Annotated in this window: 9 protein-coding genes; 3 read left to right on the forward strand and 6 right to left on the reverse strand. The window is 42.3% G+C overall.

The window, feature by feature from the left end; all coding sequences use genetic code 11:
• The 4 genes from J2T16_RS16350 to J2T16_RS16365 all read right to left on the reverse strand — a co-directional run bounded on the left by J2T16_RS16350 (position 1) and on the right by J2T16_RS16365 (position 10,944).
• The gene (locus J2T16_RS16350; protein ID WP_499018786.1) at positions 1–6,063 is read right to left on the reverse strand and encodes a carboxypeptidase-like regulatory domain-containing protein; all 6,063 of its coding nucleotides are present in this window, start codon (positions 6,061–6,063) and stop codon (positions 1–3) included.
• Positions 6,064–6,390: 327 nt separating this feature from the next.
• A complete protein-coding gene (locus J2T16_RS16355; RefSeq protein WP_154889712.1) occupies positions 6,391–7,881 on the reverse strand; it encodes an aldehyde dehydrogenase family protein in 1,491 nt (496 codons plus the stop codon).
• A 15-nt stretch (positions 7,882–7,896) separates the two neighbouring features.
• On the reverse strand, positions 7,897–8,982 hold the full coding sequence (locus tag J2T16_RS16360) for a 5-methyltetrahydropteroyltriglutamate--homocysteine S-methyltransferase (protein WP_499018787.1): 1,086 nt from the start codon (positions 8,980–8,982) through the stop codon (positions 7,897–7,899).
• 222 nt (positions 8,983–9,204) lie between these two features.
• Complete coding sequence (locus J2T16_RS16365) at positions 9,205–10,944, reverse strand: ABC-F family ATP-binding cassette domain-containing protein (RefSeq protein ID WP_499018789.1); 1,740 nt, start codon at positions 10,942–10,944, stop codon at positions 9,205–9,207.
• A gap of 464 nt (positions 10,945–11,408) precedes the next feature.
• On the opposite strand from J2T16_RS16365, the gene J2T16_RS16370 reads away from it, so the two are divergent.
• Positions 11,409–12,692, forward strand: a complete 1,284-nt coding sequence (locus J2T16_RS16370; RefSeq protein WP_154889706.1) for a hypothetical protein — start codon at positions 11,409–11,411, stop codon at positions 12,690–12,692.
• A gap of 73 nt (positions 12,693–12,765) precedes the next feature.
• Entirely contained in the window at positions 12,766–13,164 is a 399-nt protein-coding gene (locus J2T16_RS16375) for a hypothetical protein (protein WP_154889704.1), read from the forward strand.
• Positions 13,165–13,326: 162 nt separating this feature from the next.
• Here J2T16_RS16375 and J2T16_RS16380 read toward each other — a convergent pair whose 3' ends face one another.
• Both J2T16_RS16380 and J2T16_RS16385 read right to left on the reverse strand, forming a co-directional pair.
• The gene (locus J2T16_RS16380; protein WP_336121516.1) at positions 13,327–14,190 is read right to left on the reverse strand and encodes an aldo/keto reductase; all 864 of its coding nucleotides are present in this window, start codon (positions 14,188–14,190) and stop codon (positions 13,327–13,329) included.
• Positions 14,187–14,576 carry an ArsR/SmtB family transcription factor gene (locus tag J2T16_RS16385; RefSeq protein WP_499018810.1) on the reverse strand — a complete coding sequence of 130 codons (390 nt, stop codon included), beginning with the start codon at positions 14,574–14,576 and terminating at the stop codon, positions 14,187–14,189. The genes J2T16_RS16380 and J2T16_RS16385 overlap by 4 nt, the downstream gene beginning before the upstream one ends.
• Positions 14,577–14,887: 311 nt before the next feature.
• Here J2T16_RS16385 and J2T16_RS16390 point away from each other — a divergent pair, with 311 nt between their 5' ends.
• The gene (locus tag J2T16_RS16390; RefSeq protein WP_499018790.1) at positions 14,888–15,883 is read left to right on the forward strand and encodes a YndJ family transporter; all 996 of its coding nucleotides are present in this window, start codon (positions 14,888–14,890) and stop codon (positions 15,881–15,883) included.
• Positions 15,884–15,999 lie beyond the last annotated feature (116 nt).

Here is a 15,999-nt window from a genome sequence, read left to right on the forward strand (position 1 = left end):
TTAAATGTGCTTTTTCTTCTTGTTACCGAGCAGACAGAAAGCGATCGTGATCAAGGACATCAGTGCCAAAATCATATAGAACATTGGCGATATACTGTTGTCCCCTGTTTTCGGAGCATCGTCCAACTCGTTGCTGACGTTATCCGTAACCTGGTCACCTTTGGTCGCTCCACCGTTGCCATTGTTGGTTCCGATGTTGCCCGTGTTTGTTCCTGGAGTACCACTATTGGTTCCGGTGTTGCCGTTGTTCGTTCCCGGATTACCGTTATTGGTTCCGCTGTTGCCAGTGTCAGTTCCTGGGATACTGTTATCGGTTCCTGGAACACCATTATCTGTTCCACTGTTCCCATTGTTCGTTCCCGGAGTACCGTTGTTGGTTCCTGGAATACCATTATCGGTCCCACCGTTCCCATTGCTCGTTCCTGGAGTACCGTTGTTGATTCCTGGGATACCAGGGTCGGTCCCACTGTTGCCAGTGCTCGTTCCTGGAGTGCCGTTGCCGGTTCCACTGTTGCCAGTGTTGCCTCCGCTGTTACCACCGGAGCCACCACCTGAACGGATCGGCTTCATTGGCACATCGTATTTGACAATGTCAAAATCTACAGAAATCGTACCGCTAGTGTGCGTTTCGTATCCATCCTTCGTTACAACCAGATAGTAATCTGCTTCAGGGAATACCATGTACGCATAGAATCCATTGACATCGCTATCCTGCTCTGGACTCTTGTTGTCGTGCGGCGGGAAATTTGGAACCGCTGGAAGTGTTACTTTTGTACCCGGAATGCGACCTTTATCTCTATTCCGCTGTGTATCCGCATAATACAGTGTAACTTTGGCTCCTTCAATTTTCTTGCCCGTGCTCGCATTTCCTGTAGTTTCATCGTAGACCGTACCGTAAGGGTCGACTAATTCCTCAGAAATATTCAGCTCTCCGTTAGCTTTCACGTCGAGTTGCGTTACTTTGAGGAGCAACTCCTCACCCGTCTCCACTTGATAACGAACTTCCATGGTGTACTTCTGTTCGCTTAAGCCTTCCACGGAGAACGTTCCGTTCGAAGCCATTGGAAAAGCCTTAGGACGACCATTTTCCGTAATATAATTACCGTCTCTGTCTTTCAGGTAGATATACATATGGCTGGTATGCAAGCTGTTAAATAGCTCTGTTGTTCCGTCCATTTGTTTGAGCATAATGATACCTACAGCAGTGATATCCGCTGGAATGGTCTCGTCTGTAACACTGCTGTTTACATTTGCTTTTTGTGTAAACTTAACAGGTACATCTCTTCCGCCTACCCGATACAACTTCGTATATGTGATCGTGTAGTCCGTATCAGCTACGGCTGGGACTGCATATTCACCCTTCTCATTCGTCTCAATCTGAAGCTCTTCACCTGTCTTCAGATCAGTCACCGTGATGGATGCATTCGGAATGACTTCTCCTGTATTGTTGTCACGCAGTACACCTTCCAGATAAGGGCGAGTATTTTTAAATTTAGCTTCAGCCGCTTTTTTCTCCGGAATCACACCCGTGTGAACAAAACGTTCAGGGTCTGTCACATAACCATCTTTCGTATAATCGTCCTGCGTTACCGTATACTCGAGAGATGAAGGGAGTCCTTGCACAATAAGTGTCTGGCCATCGGTAAGCTCGAAGCTATCGCCGTTCTTGATCATGCCCTTGCTGCCATCTGACTTCTCATAGGCGTAGGACTCATCTGATCCCTCACCTGTGAAGGTGATGGTGTACTTAAACAGCTTGCTCTTATCTTCGTCTTTGCCTTTCACTGTGTTGCTGATGAGTAGTCCGCCCTTCAAAACGCGCACGTTCGTGAATGGAGCTTCTTCATCCATGCCTTTCATCACCTCGGAATAATACCGTTCCTCAGGAGTAGTCATGTATTCATCGGTTGTGTAATCTTTTTGGCTAACTGTGTATCTCAGATGTTTAGGCAGGCCTGAAATATCCAGTGTCTCTCCGTCTTTGAGGCGGAAGGTGTCGCCAGACTTGATCGTACCTGTACTATTATCCGACTTCATGTAAGAGTAACTTTCATCTTTGCCTGTTTCTTCAAAGTGAATGGTGTACTCGAACTCCTTCGTCTTATCGCCACCGTTGCCCATGACCGTATTACTAATAGTCAGCTTGTTAACGATTCGTTCGTTGATGAAGTCCGCTTTATGATCACCTTTGTTCACAATGGAGCCGGACAGCTCTCTCGTATCAGGTGTGGTCGTATAGCCATCAACGGTCGTATAATCGTCCTCAGTCACGGTATAGACCAGATTCGCAGGCAAAGCAGGAAGTATTGCAGATTCCCCATGCTTGAGGACGATCTTGTCTCCATTTTTGAGCGTTCCAGACGTATTATCCGATTTCTTATAGACATACTCTTCGTCCTGACCTTCACCAGTGAAGGTCACAGTGTATACAAACCCTTTGTTCGGATCACTGCCGTTGCCTTCTACCTTATTGGTAATGGTCAGCTTGCCTTGGGCAGGTGTTGGCACAATCAGTGGCTGATCCGAGGTTACTTTTACCCCGTCTACCCAGAGAGGTTTTCCCGGTGTATTACCTACATATACTTGATAAATCTTTGTTGTAGGCAACCAAGTATTTGTATCAATGTATGTTTCCTTCAGCTCATAGTAGCCTGGGTCAGGGAATAGAAGATTAAGTTTCCCTAAATTATCGGTTTTTCCTTTGATCACTGTAGTTCCGCTGTCTTTTTTATAGAGTGTAAATTCTACATCTTTCAACGGATTTCCATTCGGATCTACTTTTCTCAGAGGCAACAAGGCATTGGAGCTTGAACTACCTGCTACGTCTGAACTGTCCAGTGTACTTTCACTTCTAGCGCTGACAGCACTCAGACTGTCATCGCCCTTCAGTTTTACCTCGTTGCCCATTTTGTCTCCGGCTTTCGCTTTCGAAGGATCAACTTCAGTTTGGTATACAAACTGGTAAAACTTATTCGGGTTGTTCATTTTGAATTTGAGGACGGTAGTCCCCTCTGCACCTGGTGCAACCTCTACTTGAACTTCGCTATTAGGATCGCTCAGGTCGAGGGCTTCACCTCGTTCCAGAGTACCGCTAGCTGTTAGTTTAGCAGGGTAGACGGCCATACTAGGTGATGTCAGCACAAGCTTTCCGTTAACTTCATAACGTAAGTTCATGCCTGCACCCAGGGTATCCTCCAGATAAACGCCCTGCTTCATGTTAAATGGCGGAGTATAGTTTACTGTCCATTCCAACACACCTGGAACAGGTTTAGTTACCGACTTGCCCAGAGTCTGGATCGGTACGATAATCTTACGCTGTTCAGAGACAATCTTTTCTACTCCACCCCAAGACATATGGAGGTCAGCTTTGTTATATACCACTTGCTTGTCCGTGCCATTCGTCGTGTATTCGTTCAAATATTCCTCTAAAGCTTCGTTAGAAGGTCTTGCCTTCACCAAGATCACATAAGGACTCTCCAATTTAGAGAAAGTGAACGTTCCTACGTTGCCATTATGGGTGAAGGAGCTTACGACATGAGCGTCAGTGCCTGGTTCAATAATGTTCTTGGCATCGTTTCTCGTACCGTAATCTGTACCTGAACCGTTGTCGGAATATCCTTTCCAAAGCTCATAGTCTTTACCTTCGGAAAAGGGAACAAACTCCCAGCCTTCAGGCAATGTGTCCACTAACTTCATATTACTAATGACTCGATTACCGCCATCTTTAGCCATTTCTTCTGTGTTATATCCGGGCATGTTTACCCCTAGACGGAAGGTGACTGTCTTGGTTGTCCGGTCATAAGCAGAAATCGTCCATGCATCATTACTATCGTTTCTAATGTAACTGTTAACGTTATTTGGGCTAACATTTTCAAGTGTGCCATCGACTTTCAACGGCCTTGAAGCAAAGAGCATATCCTTGTTCAGCATACGCAGGTGAAGATTGGCATTGTTTTGCGTTTGTCTTACGTTCTCACCATCAATGAGCAAAGCGCGATTAGAACTTGTTTTGCCTACGTTGATGTCCTGTCTGAAAAGGATGTCCGGGTTGGTCTCCAGTGCACGGAAGCTGAAGGATGCGGAACTATCCGTATATCCAGTCACCTTGATTAAATCCGCCACCACTTTACCATCCACCGTTAAAGGGATTGCCTTCATCGTCAGATTGGCTTCACTCGTTTTCAGCGTTCCTGCCTTATACTGCTTCCAAAGCTGTGCGGAAGTTACATTCGCCTTGATTTTCGCAATGGTTTCTGCACTCACTTCACCACTTACATCTACGGCATTGTCCAAGACGTCCAAACTACCGCCATGTACAAGGACATCATATACCGCTGCATTCGGCAGAGCATATTGTGGGGCAAGGTTAACCGTCCACGTGATGCTACCTTGGTTATAATCCTCTGTAGAAACAGCACCTGATTTGGTGAAATTATGCGCGCCGATGTTAACGATGGCCTCGTCCGTTACTGCTACAGGCCATTTACCCGTCGTTACATCGTTGTTCTGTATACCAGCCGGTGTATCCAAATTCCAGTTGGCGCGAGGATCGATTCTGAAGCTGGAACCACTTATTACTTTGCTTTTAATAATTAAATCCACTTTACCGTTAATATTTCCAAAAGAATACACACCGTTTGCATCTGGTGTAATGGGTGTTAATCCAGATTCGGTACCATCCTCTTGCCATTCAGCCGATACAAAATTCAGCCCGGCAGGTAAACCATTGGTAATCGTAAAGTCTTTCAACCCATTTTTGTTATATCGGTTAACTGTGACTTTCCAGGTAATGGTCTCACTCGCATGATCGTATGAAGCACTGGATTGAATCCAGTCGGGAGCAAAGGCCATCTCCAGCCCAGCCTGCACCAGCATGCTATCGTCTTGTCTCAGTTCCACTTTACCATTCATATCCCGGTGGTTACGTCCCAGATTGGTTGGTGGATTCCGATACTCGTAATAATACGATTCCTTAGGAATCCAGGTTTTATATTCTACTTTTGGTTCCAAACCTGTTCCCTGTGGAAAAATGTAAGTCAGCGATCCGTCTGCTCCAACAACTGGTGCTACGTTCTGATCGTTAACTTTGAAGGAGCCCTCCATATAAATACCGCGTGAATTTCCAGGGTTTGTATTATATGCTGAGGGATTCGTATAAAATGTCTTCCCGTCTAATGGCAATTTGATCGTTTTATCAAACTGATCGGATGCGGATACGGTTGACTGCCAAGTAATCGCGCCTTCTACGAATTGGGCCGGTTGAATTCCGCGATAACTATATTGATCCCACCTGATCATTCCAGGCGAGGTTAACGTGATACCGTACTCTGCTGTAACATTTGGATTCTCTAGCTGATATGTACTACCAAAGATGTTGACAGGCTTTTTATCTCCATAATTCAATCCCGTTACATCTGCATCAGCTGTCGTTTCGAAACTGAAAGTAACACCTCGTCCAACACCATTGAAAAAGTTATCATCACCATCAAAGACAACTCGAATGCTATTTGGAGTAAAATAGGTAGTACCCAGTTGTTTAGTGCCTGAGTCAGTCTGTGCATACAAGGTTCTGGTCGCTGTTGGAAGCACGACTTCCTTGAAGTGATCTTCTCTTTTCAGCTCAATCCAGTCACCCTTTTGAATGTATTTCTCAGGATCTGCATTCGTTGGATTGGCATCATCTCCATTGACAGGTATCTTGAGCCCTTCCGATTTGAGCGTAAATGGTTGTCGTCCCTTAATAATACCGTTCAGATCAATGACCACATTCCCTTGCTTCAACTCCAGCGGAAAGGATACATTAGATTCCATAAAAACTGCTGTTTTATCCATTGGGACAGCTGCCAGCATTATGGAATTGTTGGGTACATCATATACTGCCTCGGATACTGAAGTTGGTTCTTCCATACTCATCGAGTCAGATTCGCTAACTGCGCCCATTCCATTATCGTTAGGTACACTCTCTGCATATGCGGCAGTGGAGAACATCACTGTCTGCATAACAAGCATAATTGCCAGAAATAAGGACAATAGCGGTTTACCTACATTGCGTCTTTGCTTCAATACGAGAATCTCCTCCATTTCTAAAATTTATGGCGAAACTGGCATACCTGACCATTATAAATTAGAGGTCTAACCAAATTCTGACCACCCGTATATTTGCCCTTTAGAGATGATATGTACTGAGTTGCCTCCATTAAATAAGTACTACATTTATAGCGTTATAATATTGGTTAAGAATCTTATATGTAAGCAAAAAAGCGCCCTGTCTACTGATTAACAATCAGTAAACAAAGCGCAAATGAAGAGCCTACATTCAATGTTTAATTCTAATTTCACATCATATTTATTCCCTGCACACTGTCGATGTGGTGTGTTATTCGATTAAATCTATTCAGGTATATATGGAAGATCCAGCATCTTCGGAACGTTGATCACATGTTTTTCCGTATACGTAAGAATACCCTCTGCGCCGTATTCACGGCCAATACCTGATTGCTTGAAGCCACCAAAAGGGAACCGAACATCAAGCCCCTGCACAGCAGCTGTATTGATCATGGTTGTTCCAGCTTCGAGTTGACGTGCCAAAGAGATGGCATCCTCTTCTTTTCCCCACACAGAACTCGTAAGTCCATATATGCTCTCATTGTGCAGTTTAATAACCTGCTCTTCATCGTCAAATGGCAGAACCGGAACCGTCGGACCAAACTGTTCCTCCACAACAATCGGATCATGAGCATCGCAATCCAAAACAAGTGTAGGTTGCAGGTAGTAACCTTGTTCAAACTGCTTTTGATCCAGGATTTGGCCGAGAGGGATGACCTTGGCTCCGCGCTTCTGCGCATCTTCAACCAGACCATTCACGTACTCTCTCTGCTTCAGGTTATTAACGGGCCCCACCGTCGTGTTTGGATCAAAAGGATCACCAATTCGAATCCAGCGATTAGCTGCCTCTATATATTTTTCCACAAATTCATTATAAATCGAACGGTGTACATATACGCGTTTGGCAATCATACAGATTTGGCCTGTTGTCAAGAAATTAGAGATGACAATTCGGCGCATCGCTCGCTCATCCTGAACATCAAAGCTTTCCAAAAAGATTGCCGCATCATTCCCACCAAGCTCCAGCGTCATATCTTTAATCGTTTCGGAAGCGGCTTTGATAATATGCTTCGCTGTTGCAGTTCCACCTGTAAAGGCGATTTTCGTCACAAGAGGATGACTCGTCAGTTCAACGCCCACATCCGCATCACCGTATACAACATTGATTACGCCAGCCGGGAACTCACTCGCGATAATCTCTGCCACCTTCGCCGCCGCCAGTGGTGCATATGGACTCGGTTTAAGCACAATCGTGTTGCCCGCAAGTAAGGCAGGAGCGATCTTGATTGTAGATAAAGCAATAGGATAGTTCCATGGACTAATCGCTGCCACCACACCGATTGGATCATAGGATACAATCGTTTTACCATGGTCATGCTCCTGAACCTCGTCCGCCAGAACGGATGCAGCTTCATTACAAGCAAACTCCATCCACATCAGCGAAACAAAAATTTCACCGTGTGCATCATACAGAGGCTTACCATGCTCTCTGGACAGCAAATGCACAATATCATTCTCCGCTGCTCTAATTTTCTCTATCGCCTTGCGCATCCGAGTAATGCGTTCACCAATGGAGGTCTGTTTCCACGTTTTAAAAGCCCCTGCCGCCGCTTCAATGGCGGTGACCGCTTGTTCTTTGGTCGTGACAGGGAAATAACCTACGATCTCAGTTGGATTGGCCGGATTCTCTTTTGCTAACTGCGAAAGGGATTTTACATGTTGACCGTTAATGAAGGCTTCAACTGTAACTGTCTCTTGATCTGCTTGAATTGTCATATGAAATCCCCTCCCTTAACTCCATACTTCCTCTGCAATTTCCTTAACGTAACGAAGTTTACGCCATTGTTGTTCTTCAGTTAGAATGTTGCCTTCCTCGGTGGAAGAAAAGCCACATTGTGGGCTCAAACAAAGTTGATCAAGGGGAACGTAAGTTGCTGCTTCTGCAATCCGGGCTTTAATCTGCTCTTTATTTTCTAACTCGCCGGTTTTCGATGTGATTAAACCAAGCACGATTTTCAAATCTGTTCGATTCACATATTTTAATGGCTCGAAACTACCTGAGCGCTCATCGTCAAATTCTAAAAATAACCCATCTACATTTAAGCCTCCAAAAATAACTTCAGAAGCATAATCGTAACCACCTGTTGAGAAAAAGTTGGATTTATAGTTTCCCCGACAAATATGCATCGTCACAACTAAATCCGCCGGTTTATAAGCCAAAGTTTCATTAATCATGCGTTGCATCGTTTTCAACTCTACTGCCGGTTCCAACCCTTTAGCGCGCAGTTTATCATGACCAGCCTCTGAGAATAGGTCTGCCCAAGCTGTATCATCTAATTGCAGATAACGACATCCTGCGTCATAAAAGGATTGAATGACCTTTTGATATGCTGCAATCGTATCCTGAAGGAATTGCTCCCGATCCGTATAGCTGTTGGCGCCGTTTTCCAATCGATAGAGAAGCATATTCGGACTTGGAATAGTTTGTTTTGCCACGGCGTCCCCTGCATGTTTTTTCAAAAACTTAAAATGATCCACAAAGGGATGCGTAGAGAAATCGACCTTACCCACAACTCGAATTCCGCCCTTGCGAGTCTGCATGTTATGGAATTTAGGTCCATCAATTTCCTCATACAGCTCTACACCGTCTAAACCACCCAGGAAATCAAAGTGCCACCAGCTTCTGCGAAACTCACCATCCGTAATCGCGAGTACGCCATTTTCTTTTTGTTTTTCAATCAATCGGATAATCTCTTGATCTTCGACATCTCTTAGTTCTTCATATGTAATAGTGCCTGTTTTATATTGTTCACGTGCCTGACTTAAGTTCGCAGGACGTAGGAAGCTTCCAACATGATCGTTACGAAATGGTATCATAGAAAAATCTCCTTCTAACTTTTAGTTTCCTGAGTATAGCATGATCAAAATGATTACCTGTAATATGAAAAAAGCATGACTGGTCATAGCTTTTAGCAATAGCCAGAAGACCTTAGAAAGCAAAAAATCCACAACCGCATAGGGTCATGGATTTACAGGGTGTAGCCCTATTTTTAAATCATCGTTCATTAATAAAATTGTACCCGTCCTCAACTACTATGATTATAGTTGCTTGATAATGCCTTCCAGCTCATCGACCAAGCCTTTTGCCCGTTCAAAATCGGTATTTTTCAAAGCCAATTCAATCTGCATTTCAACAGCCTTTTTATTTTGTTCATTTTGCAAATAGTCTTTATCGAAATGACTGGCGTATATCATCTGTCTGAATTTGCGCATGCTCATTTTTCTGATCGTCTTATTCTCAATAATGAGTACATAATCCATACCGTTGACGACCGAATAGAAATCATGCGAAACCATGAGGATCGCGCCTTGATATTCTTCGATGGCTCTCTCCAGTGCAATCTGCGAATAGATATCCAGATGGCTTGTCGGTTCGTCAAGAAGCAACAGGTCAGCTTGCACCCCGGCAGCTTTAGCCAGTTGAAGCATGTTTTTTTCGCCGCCGGACAGTGATTCGATCTTTTGATCCAGGATTTCGCCTTCAAAGCCGTAGTTCACAAGATAGGCTCTGATCTCATCATACGTTTCAAACCCGGCATCAATGAATTCATGTAGGATTGTATTTGAATCTTTGAGCGTTTCGCCTTGAAGCTGTGATAAATAAGCCAATTTGAGATCCTCATTGATTTCGATGGATGGCTGATTGTTTTTAAAAATATCCCGAAGCAACGTTGTTTTTCCGGTACCATTGGGGCCGATGATGGCCACTTTATCTGTCGATTTGATCTCGAAGTTCACATCTTGCAGAACCAGTTCATCAAAGGAAACACTATAGTTATTGACCTTGATCGCGATGCTGTCTTCCACTTGATGATCCAGGCCAAACCGAATATTCGGCTGCTTGATGTCGACAAACGGTGCTTTGATTCTGCGCGCTTCCAAACGTTCTTGAAATTTCACTCTCGCTTTTAACGCTCTTCCTCTGGAAGCTTCCGAATTAATCGTTGCGATTGCTCTGAGATTTTCGATGACACCATCGTATCTTTCGATCTCTTCCGCTTCAGCAACTGCGATTTCCTGCAGTTCAATCTTCGTCTGAAGCAAGGAGAAATTATACTCGATATATCGTCCGTCAAACTCCTGAAGCTCCATGTTCTCAAGGTGAATGATTTTGTTGAAGCAATGATTCAACAGATAGCGGTTATGCGTAACGACGAGTAACATGCCTTTATGGGAATTAATCAATTTTTTTAACGCATTGAGATTTTCAAAGTCTAGAAATACATCCGGCTCATCCATGATCATCAGATCCGGACTGTGGAGCATTTCCTTCATGACTTGAATAAGCTTGAATTCCCCGCCGCTTAAGGACGATATGCTTGCATCCTTCAGCTTCATGAGGTTGGCCAGGTTTAGCTGTTTATGAATGGTGTTTTCATAATCATCTCCGCCCATGGCCTCCAGTGCGTCCAAAGCCAATTGCACTTTTTCCATCAGTGAATCCATATCCGATGTGTTGGCCATTTCCGCATAAATCGCTGTGATCTCATCCTGAAGCTTGATAAATTCTTCTGCGATATATTCAAAAACCGTCATTTCTGTCGTTGGGTCTACCTGTGAGAACTGACTCATATACCCGATTGTGCAATCCGGATCGATCTCCAGCTTCCCCTCGAACAAATGTCTTTCCGGGTCCATCAAGATTTCAATCAACGTACTCTTGCCACTACCGCTTGTGCCAATAAAAGCGCAGTGTTGGCCCTCTTCGAGTGTAAATGAAATGTCTTTATAAAGTTCCTTCTGCGGAAAAGAAAAAGATAAGTTTTGGGCTTTGATCATGGTGTTACCTTTCTTGGTATCTAGAATAGTAATTTATTGTTTGGGGTTGTTACAGAACGTAAGTTTGAATAAACCTGAGGTTGTCGATTCTCAGCGTAACACCGATTGAGGTCAAGTACAATTGATTTGTATTTCTAGGCCGAAACCAAAGTTTGGCTGTGTCGTATCTTGTGATACGATTCTAAGTGCTATTATGAAGAAACAAGTTTAGGACAGTCATTTTTTATCTTAACTTACTCCGTCTAGTAGCCATTAATAATGTAATTCTACTATATGAATTATCTGAAAGAAGTCACGTTAACTACGATCCGAAATGAATCTATCTCTAATTCTCAACACAGTTAAGTTACACCCTTAAACGCCAATATTTTACTTTATTATTCCCATTATTTCAAATTTAAACAAAATTAAGTTGATAAGCAAAGAAATGAAGTGTATTATATTGTAAAAAAAGGAGGTATTTTATGTTTAAGAGAAAAGGATTTCTATATTTGTTTTCTTTGGTACTATCACTATTTATACTCACCTCGGAGGTTAATGCAGAAAGGCTTAATGAACTAGAGATAGAATCAATCGTACCCTACAGTAATGAGATACATCTTGATTGGAATGATATTGGTAATACATATAATGTGTATCAAGATAAGAAATTGATATATTCAGGTTCAGATAGTAACTTCATAGTAGATTCATTAGACTCAGGTTCCCTCTATTCCTATAAAATTGAGGCAATTGATGAACAAGGAACTGTTATTGATAATTTAAGATTGCAAACATCTACAGATAAAGTAGATAAAAATATCAATGAGAATTTGAATGATCTCATCATTACAACTGTATTAAATGACAATAAGGTTAAAATTATTTGGGAAGATATTGATGGGATTAATACATTTCAAGTTTTCAAGAATGGTCAACTTATCAATACAGTAAAGGATAATGTTATAGAAGATGAGATAGAATCGAATTCTTTGACGTCTTATAACATAGTAGGAAAGAAACTTATTGATGAAGAAAGAATGACTGCTGTTAAAAAGTATATTGAAGAGAATTCTCTTAAGTTAACTCCTATTGAAGAAGATATGTTATTCTATGATGAAATCAGTCTAATAAAAGAGATTGATTCAACAGATATTAATCTGGCTACGAATAAAATTGATTTTTCCACACTTCAAAGCTCAACTTCAACGAAATCTTGGAGTATGAGATATACAACTTTTTTAGCAGATCCGTGGGTAAGCAATCCTAATATATTATCTAAATATGCTTGGTTTACAGGAGACAATAGAGGATTTACCGCCACAGGAAGTAGCTTTAGAACAAGAGCGGACATAAGCATTTGTTTTTGTTCTGCAGGTCGTTCCGTATCTTTGTCTAAGGCTGTAGGAACAACACATGGTTACGATTCAAACAAAAAATTCTTAGAGAGCGGTACTGCATCTTCTTCTGGAATAGAATTAAGTAATGTTGATACGAGCAATAGCTCTAAAATAACTTTCAAATTAAATCATGCAGTAGGTAATCCCTTAGTCACGGCTCTAGATATCGATTATGTTGTAAATGGGGAGTTCTACAGTAATGGAAATTATAAGCTTGCCGGAGAACATGATCAGGCACCCCATCATGAGGTTTATTTAATAGGAAATAATAGTGTGAGTTATCAAACAATGCACCAAGCTGAAAGCAAGGGTCTTTCTTACCTCGCTCCGCCTATGCCAAACAAGAAATGGTCTAAATCGAATTTCTAAAAACTGTTTAACAAACTCTTCTGGAATTAGAATGTCGAGAAGAGTTTGTTTTGTTATCAGGAGGTATATACAAATGAAAAGAGCACTTATTAATCTAATTTCAGCTCTATTATTTAATTTACTGTTGGCCTTTTGCTCTTATGTACCGCTAGATAAAAGACTTCCCAATTCGTCCTATTCATCATTTAGTGACACTTACTTATTGTTTTTCTTATACAGCTTTCCTTTATATTTTGTATTAGGATACATTTGTTCTGTTGTATTTGATAAATTAAAGATACAAACAAGAGGAGTACAATTCTACTTAGGCTTAGCTATTACTTATGCCTTGGCGATATGTATTTCATTTGCTTTTATTATTATTTTTTTCACCAATGAGATGGACAACAAGCTAGTTGTATTATTGTTTTGTTTCTTAGGTGCAGTTTTACATGGATTTGTCTCCGCACTTTTTAGATTCAGAATTCGTTAAGAGTACATTACATTAGAAATCATTGTCCCTAAACGTAAGATATTTTTCTTTTAGGAGCTTACGGCTCCAATATTATTAGTGTTTGTGGTACATTTCTCTGCGTTGTTTGTAACAGTACGATTAGAGCCATCCTTTGTCGGATGGCTCTTTCGTTATAAGTGATTACGGTCTACTGAATAGCTTCATTAATTTGATGTAAATCGGATGGACCATAAGACCTGTCGGGCTTACGGAGTATCTTTTTCCCGTATCCAAGCAGCGAATGTGTTCCATCTCCTCAGCATTCAACTCAAAATCAAATAATTCACTGTTCTCTTTTATCCGCTCAGGATTTGATGATTTCGGGATTGCAATAATTCCCCGCTCCAGATGCCAGCGCAAAATGACTTGTGCCACCGATTTTCGGTGTTTATTAGCGATTGTAAGCAGTTCGGGGTGCTCCAGCAGTTCTTTGCTCCCCTGACCTAACGGGCCCCAGGCCTCGTGCAGAATCTGATTTTTCACCATATACTCATGCAACTCTCGTTGTTGGAATTCCGGGTGTGTCTCGATCTGATTCACCATGGGCAAAATCCGGGCATGTTTCTTAAGATGCTCCAAATGCTTGATCTCAAAATTAGCTACGCCTATGACTTTGATCCGGCCTTCGTCGTATAACTCTTCCATCGCTCTCCAGGCATCCACATAATGGGCACCGGCAAAATGAATTAAATACATATCGAGATACGTTACGTTTAGTCTTTGGCAAGTTCGCTCAAATGTCTTTTTCGTCGCATGATATCCGAGATCCGTTGTCCAAGCTTTCGAGGTAATAAAGAAATCTTCCCGAGGAATGTCACTTTTTTGAATGACTCGGCCTAGCGCTACTTCATTCCCGTAAATTTTCGCTGTATCAAAATGGCGGTATCCGATTCGAATCGCCTCTTCAACCGTTTTTTCGAAAGATTCCCCCTGCTTGATCTTATATAGGCCGAATCCGAGTTGCGGAATATCGACTCCGTTTGCTGCTTGCATTGTACGTTTCATCGAAGATCGTCCCTTTCACTGGTTCGGGATCGTGATTCTGTGGCTGGCTCCTCACATTGTTCAAATAGCTTATCAATCTCGCTCGCCAAGTTTTTCAACGACTTCAGCTTGCTTCCGGCGTCCAGCCGATAAAAGTTACGAGTTCCTTCTTTGTGAACGCTAATAATCTGCGCTTCTTTCAATATTTTCAGATGATGCGATACAGCAGGACGGGAGAGGTGTGTTTGCACTCTAATCTCACCCACACGCATGCCAGGTTTCTGCGGTCCTTGAATCAAAGCCATCAATATCGCCTGCCGAGTCTCGTCTCCGATGGCATTCAGTACCTTCTGGTTTTTCTTAAATTCGGTCGCGATTGTATTCAAAAATTGCTGTTCGACGGGAATCTCCCCTTTTCGTTGAACCGTTTAATTCTTTTGACGAATATAAGATACCATGATCTCAGACACAGCAGCACATCGGGAAAGAAATCCAAGAACAACATTTTTCCAATTGCACGGGATTGCTCGAATACTTGCTGTGACTTGTGGTGGTAAGGTTGACCATGTTGTCTAGAGGGTCTCGTTTTATATGCTAGACAATATTTTGAAAATCAAATGTGTTAAACTTAAACGAGCATTGCCTGTCTATTCTAATGAATGCTACATAACTGAATATAGGCCGTTTATACAACAAATATAGTTAGAAAGGAGCTGCCATGAAGCGTTCTCCGAAGCAACCAATGAAGTCATTGTTAATGCCTGTAATTCCCGGTGGAATCATGACAATTCTTATATTTTATTTGGATTACTTCCAATTCCAGCTTGTTGAGAAGTTCATACTGTTTGCGGCATTTGTCATTGTCCCTCTTGTCATTTTACTTTTGAGATATGATGCACAGAATAAACAGCAACGAATAATGTTTGTTCTTATGAAGTGGCTTCAATATCCTGCCGCGCTTCTTACCCTATTTTCCGTCATGAGCAATAAGATGTGGGGTTTCGAAGGCACGGCAATACCAGGCATGCTCTCCCTGGGTTGGCTACTGTTCACACTACTGCTGGGCATCTATGGCTTGACCACGATTGTGATGGCTAAAGGAAAAGCAGCGGAAATCGCCATTGGTGCGGGACTCGTTTACTTTTTTATCGGGGGAATATGGTTTACGTTATATCAATATCAAGTGGAGCTTTTCAATGCCAATGTTACTACGCATGCCTTGAGCTCGGTTCACTTTCATTTCTCATCTGCGATCGTTCCGATTTTCATTGGTGCACTGGGACGGATTATGGCGAAAAAAAACTGGTATCCCTGGGTCGTTGCCATCGATATTATCGGACCGCTATTGATTGCTTTTGGTATGATTTTCTCCAAACCGATCGAGTACGTTGGTGTCGCTTTGTTCGCTTGTAATATTGTGGTTTATACGGCTTATCTCCTGGCTTACTTAAGGAAAAACGCTTTGAATATGAAGGCATCCTTCTTCCTAGGCCTTTCTTGTCTAGCCTTTTACACGGTTGTTGTCATCTCCATCTTCTATCCGTTACTGAAAAATATGTACTCCTTAACCATACTCGACTTTATTCCTATTTACGGAGCTCTACACGCGTTTGGTTTTGTCTTATGCGGATTGATTGGTTGGGTGTACATGGTAAACTCTATTCAGGAGAAAAAGATGGCCAAGGAGAATAGATGGGTTGGTACATCTTTATGAGTTGGGTGAACATGGTTTTAGGCTAACCCATCGGCTTCGTATGAGTAGTTTAGTCAGGTTCGTGCTATAATAGGGATCACATAAATAACATTCATCATTTGCCAGATGGCGATGAT

It is taken from the genome of Paenibacillus intestini, assembly GCF_030803945.1.
Classification (GTDB): domain Bacteria; phylum Bacillota; class Bacilli; order Paenibacillales; family Paenibacillaceae; genus Paenibacillus; species Paenibacillus polysaccharolyticus.

Bases quoted from the DNA above. Each gene is read 5' to 3' on its own strand.
- J2T16_RS16355 (WP_154889712.1), bottom strand. From the start codon at position 7,881: ATGACAATTCAAGCAGATCAAGAGACAGTTACAGTTGAAGCCTTCATT.
- J2T16_RS16360 (WP_499018787.1), bottom strand. From the start codon at position 8,982: ATGATACCATTTCGTAACGATCATGTTGGAAGCTTCCTACGTCCTGCG.
- J2T16_RS16365 (WP_499018789.1), bottom strand. From the start codon at position 10,944: ATGATCAAAGCCCAAAACTTATCTTTTTCTTTTCCGCAGAAGGAACTT.
- J2T16_RS16370 (WP_154889706.1), top strand. From the start codon at position 11,409: ATGTTTAAGAGAAAAGGATTTCTATATTTGTTTTCTTTGGTACTATCA.
- J2T16_RS16375 (WP_154889704.1), top strand. From the start codon at position 12,766: ATGAAAAGAGCACTTATTAATCTAATTTCAGCTCTATTATTTAATTTA.
- J2T16_RS16380 (WP_336121516.1), bottom strand. From the start codon at position 14,190: ATGAAACGTACAATGCAAGCAGCAAACGGAGTCGATATTCCGCAACTC.
- J2T16_RS16390 (WP_499018790.1), top strand. From the start codon at position 14,888: ATGAAGCGTTCTCCGAAGCAACCAATGAAGTCATTGTTAATGCCTGTA.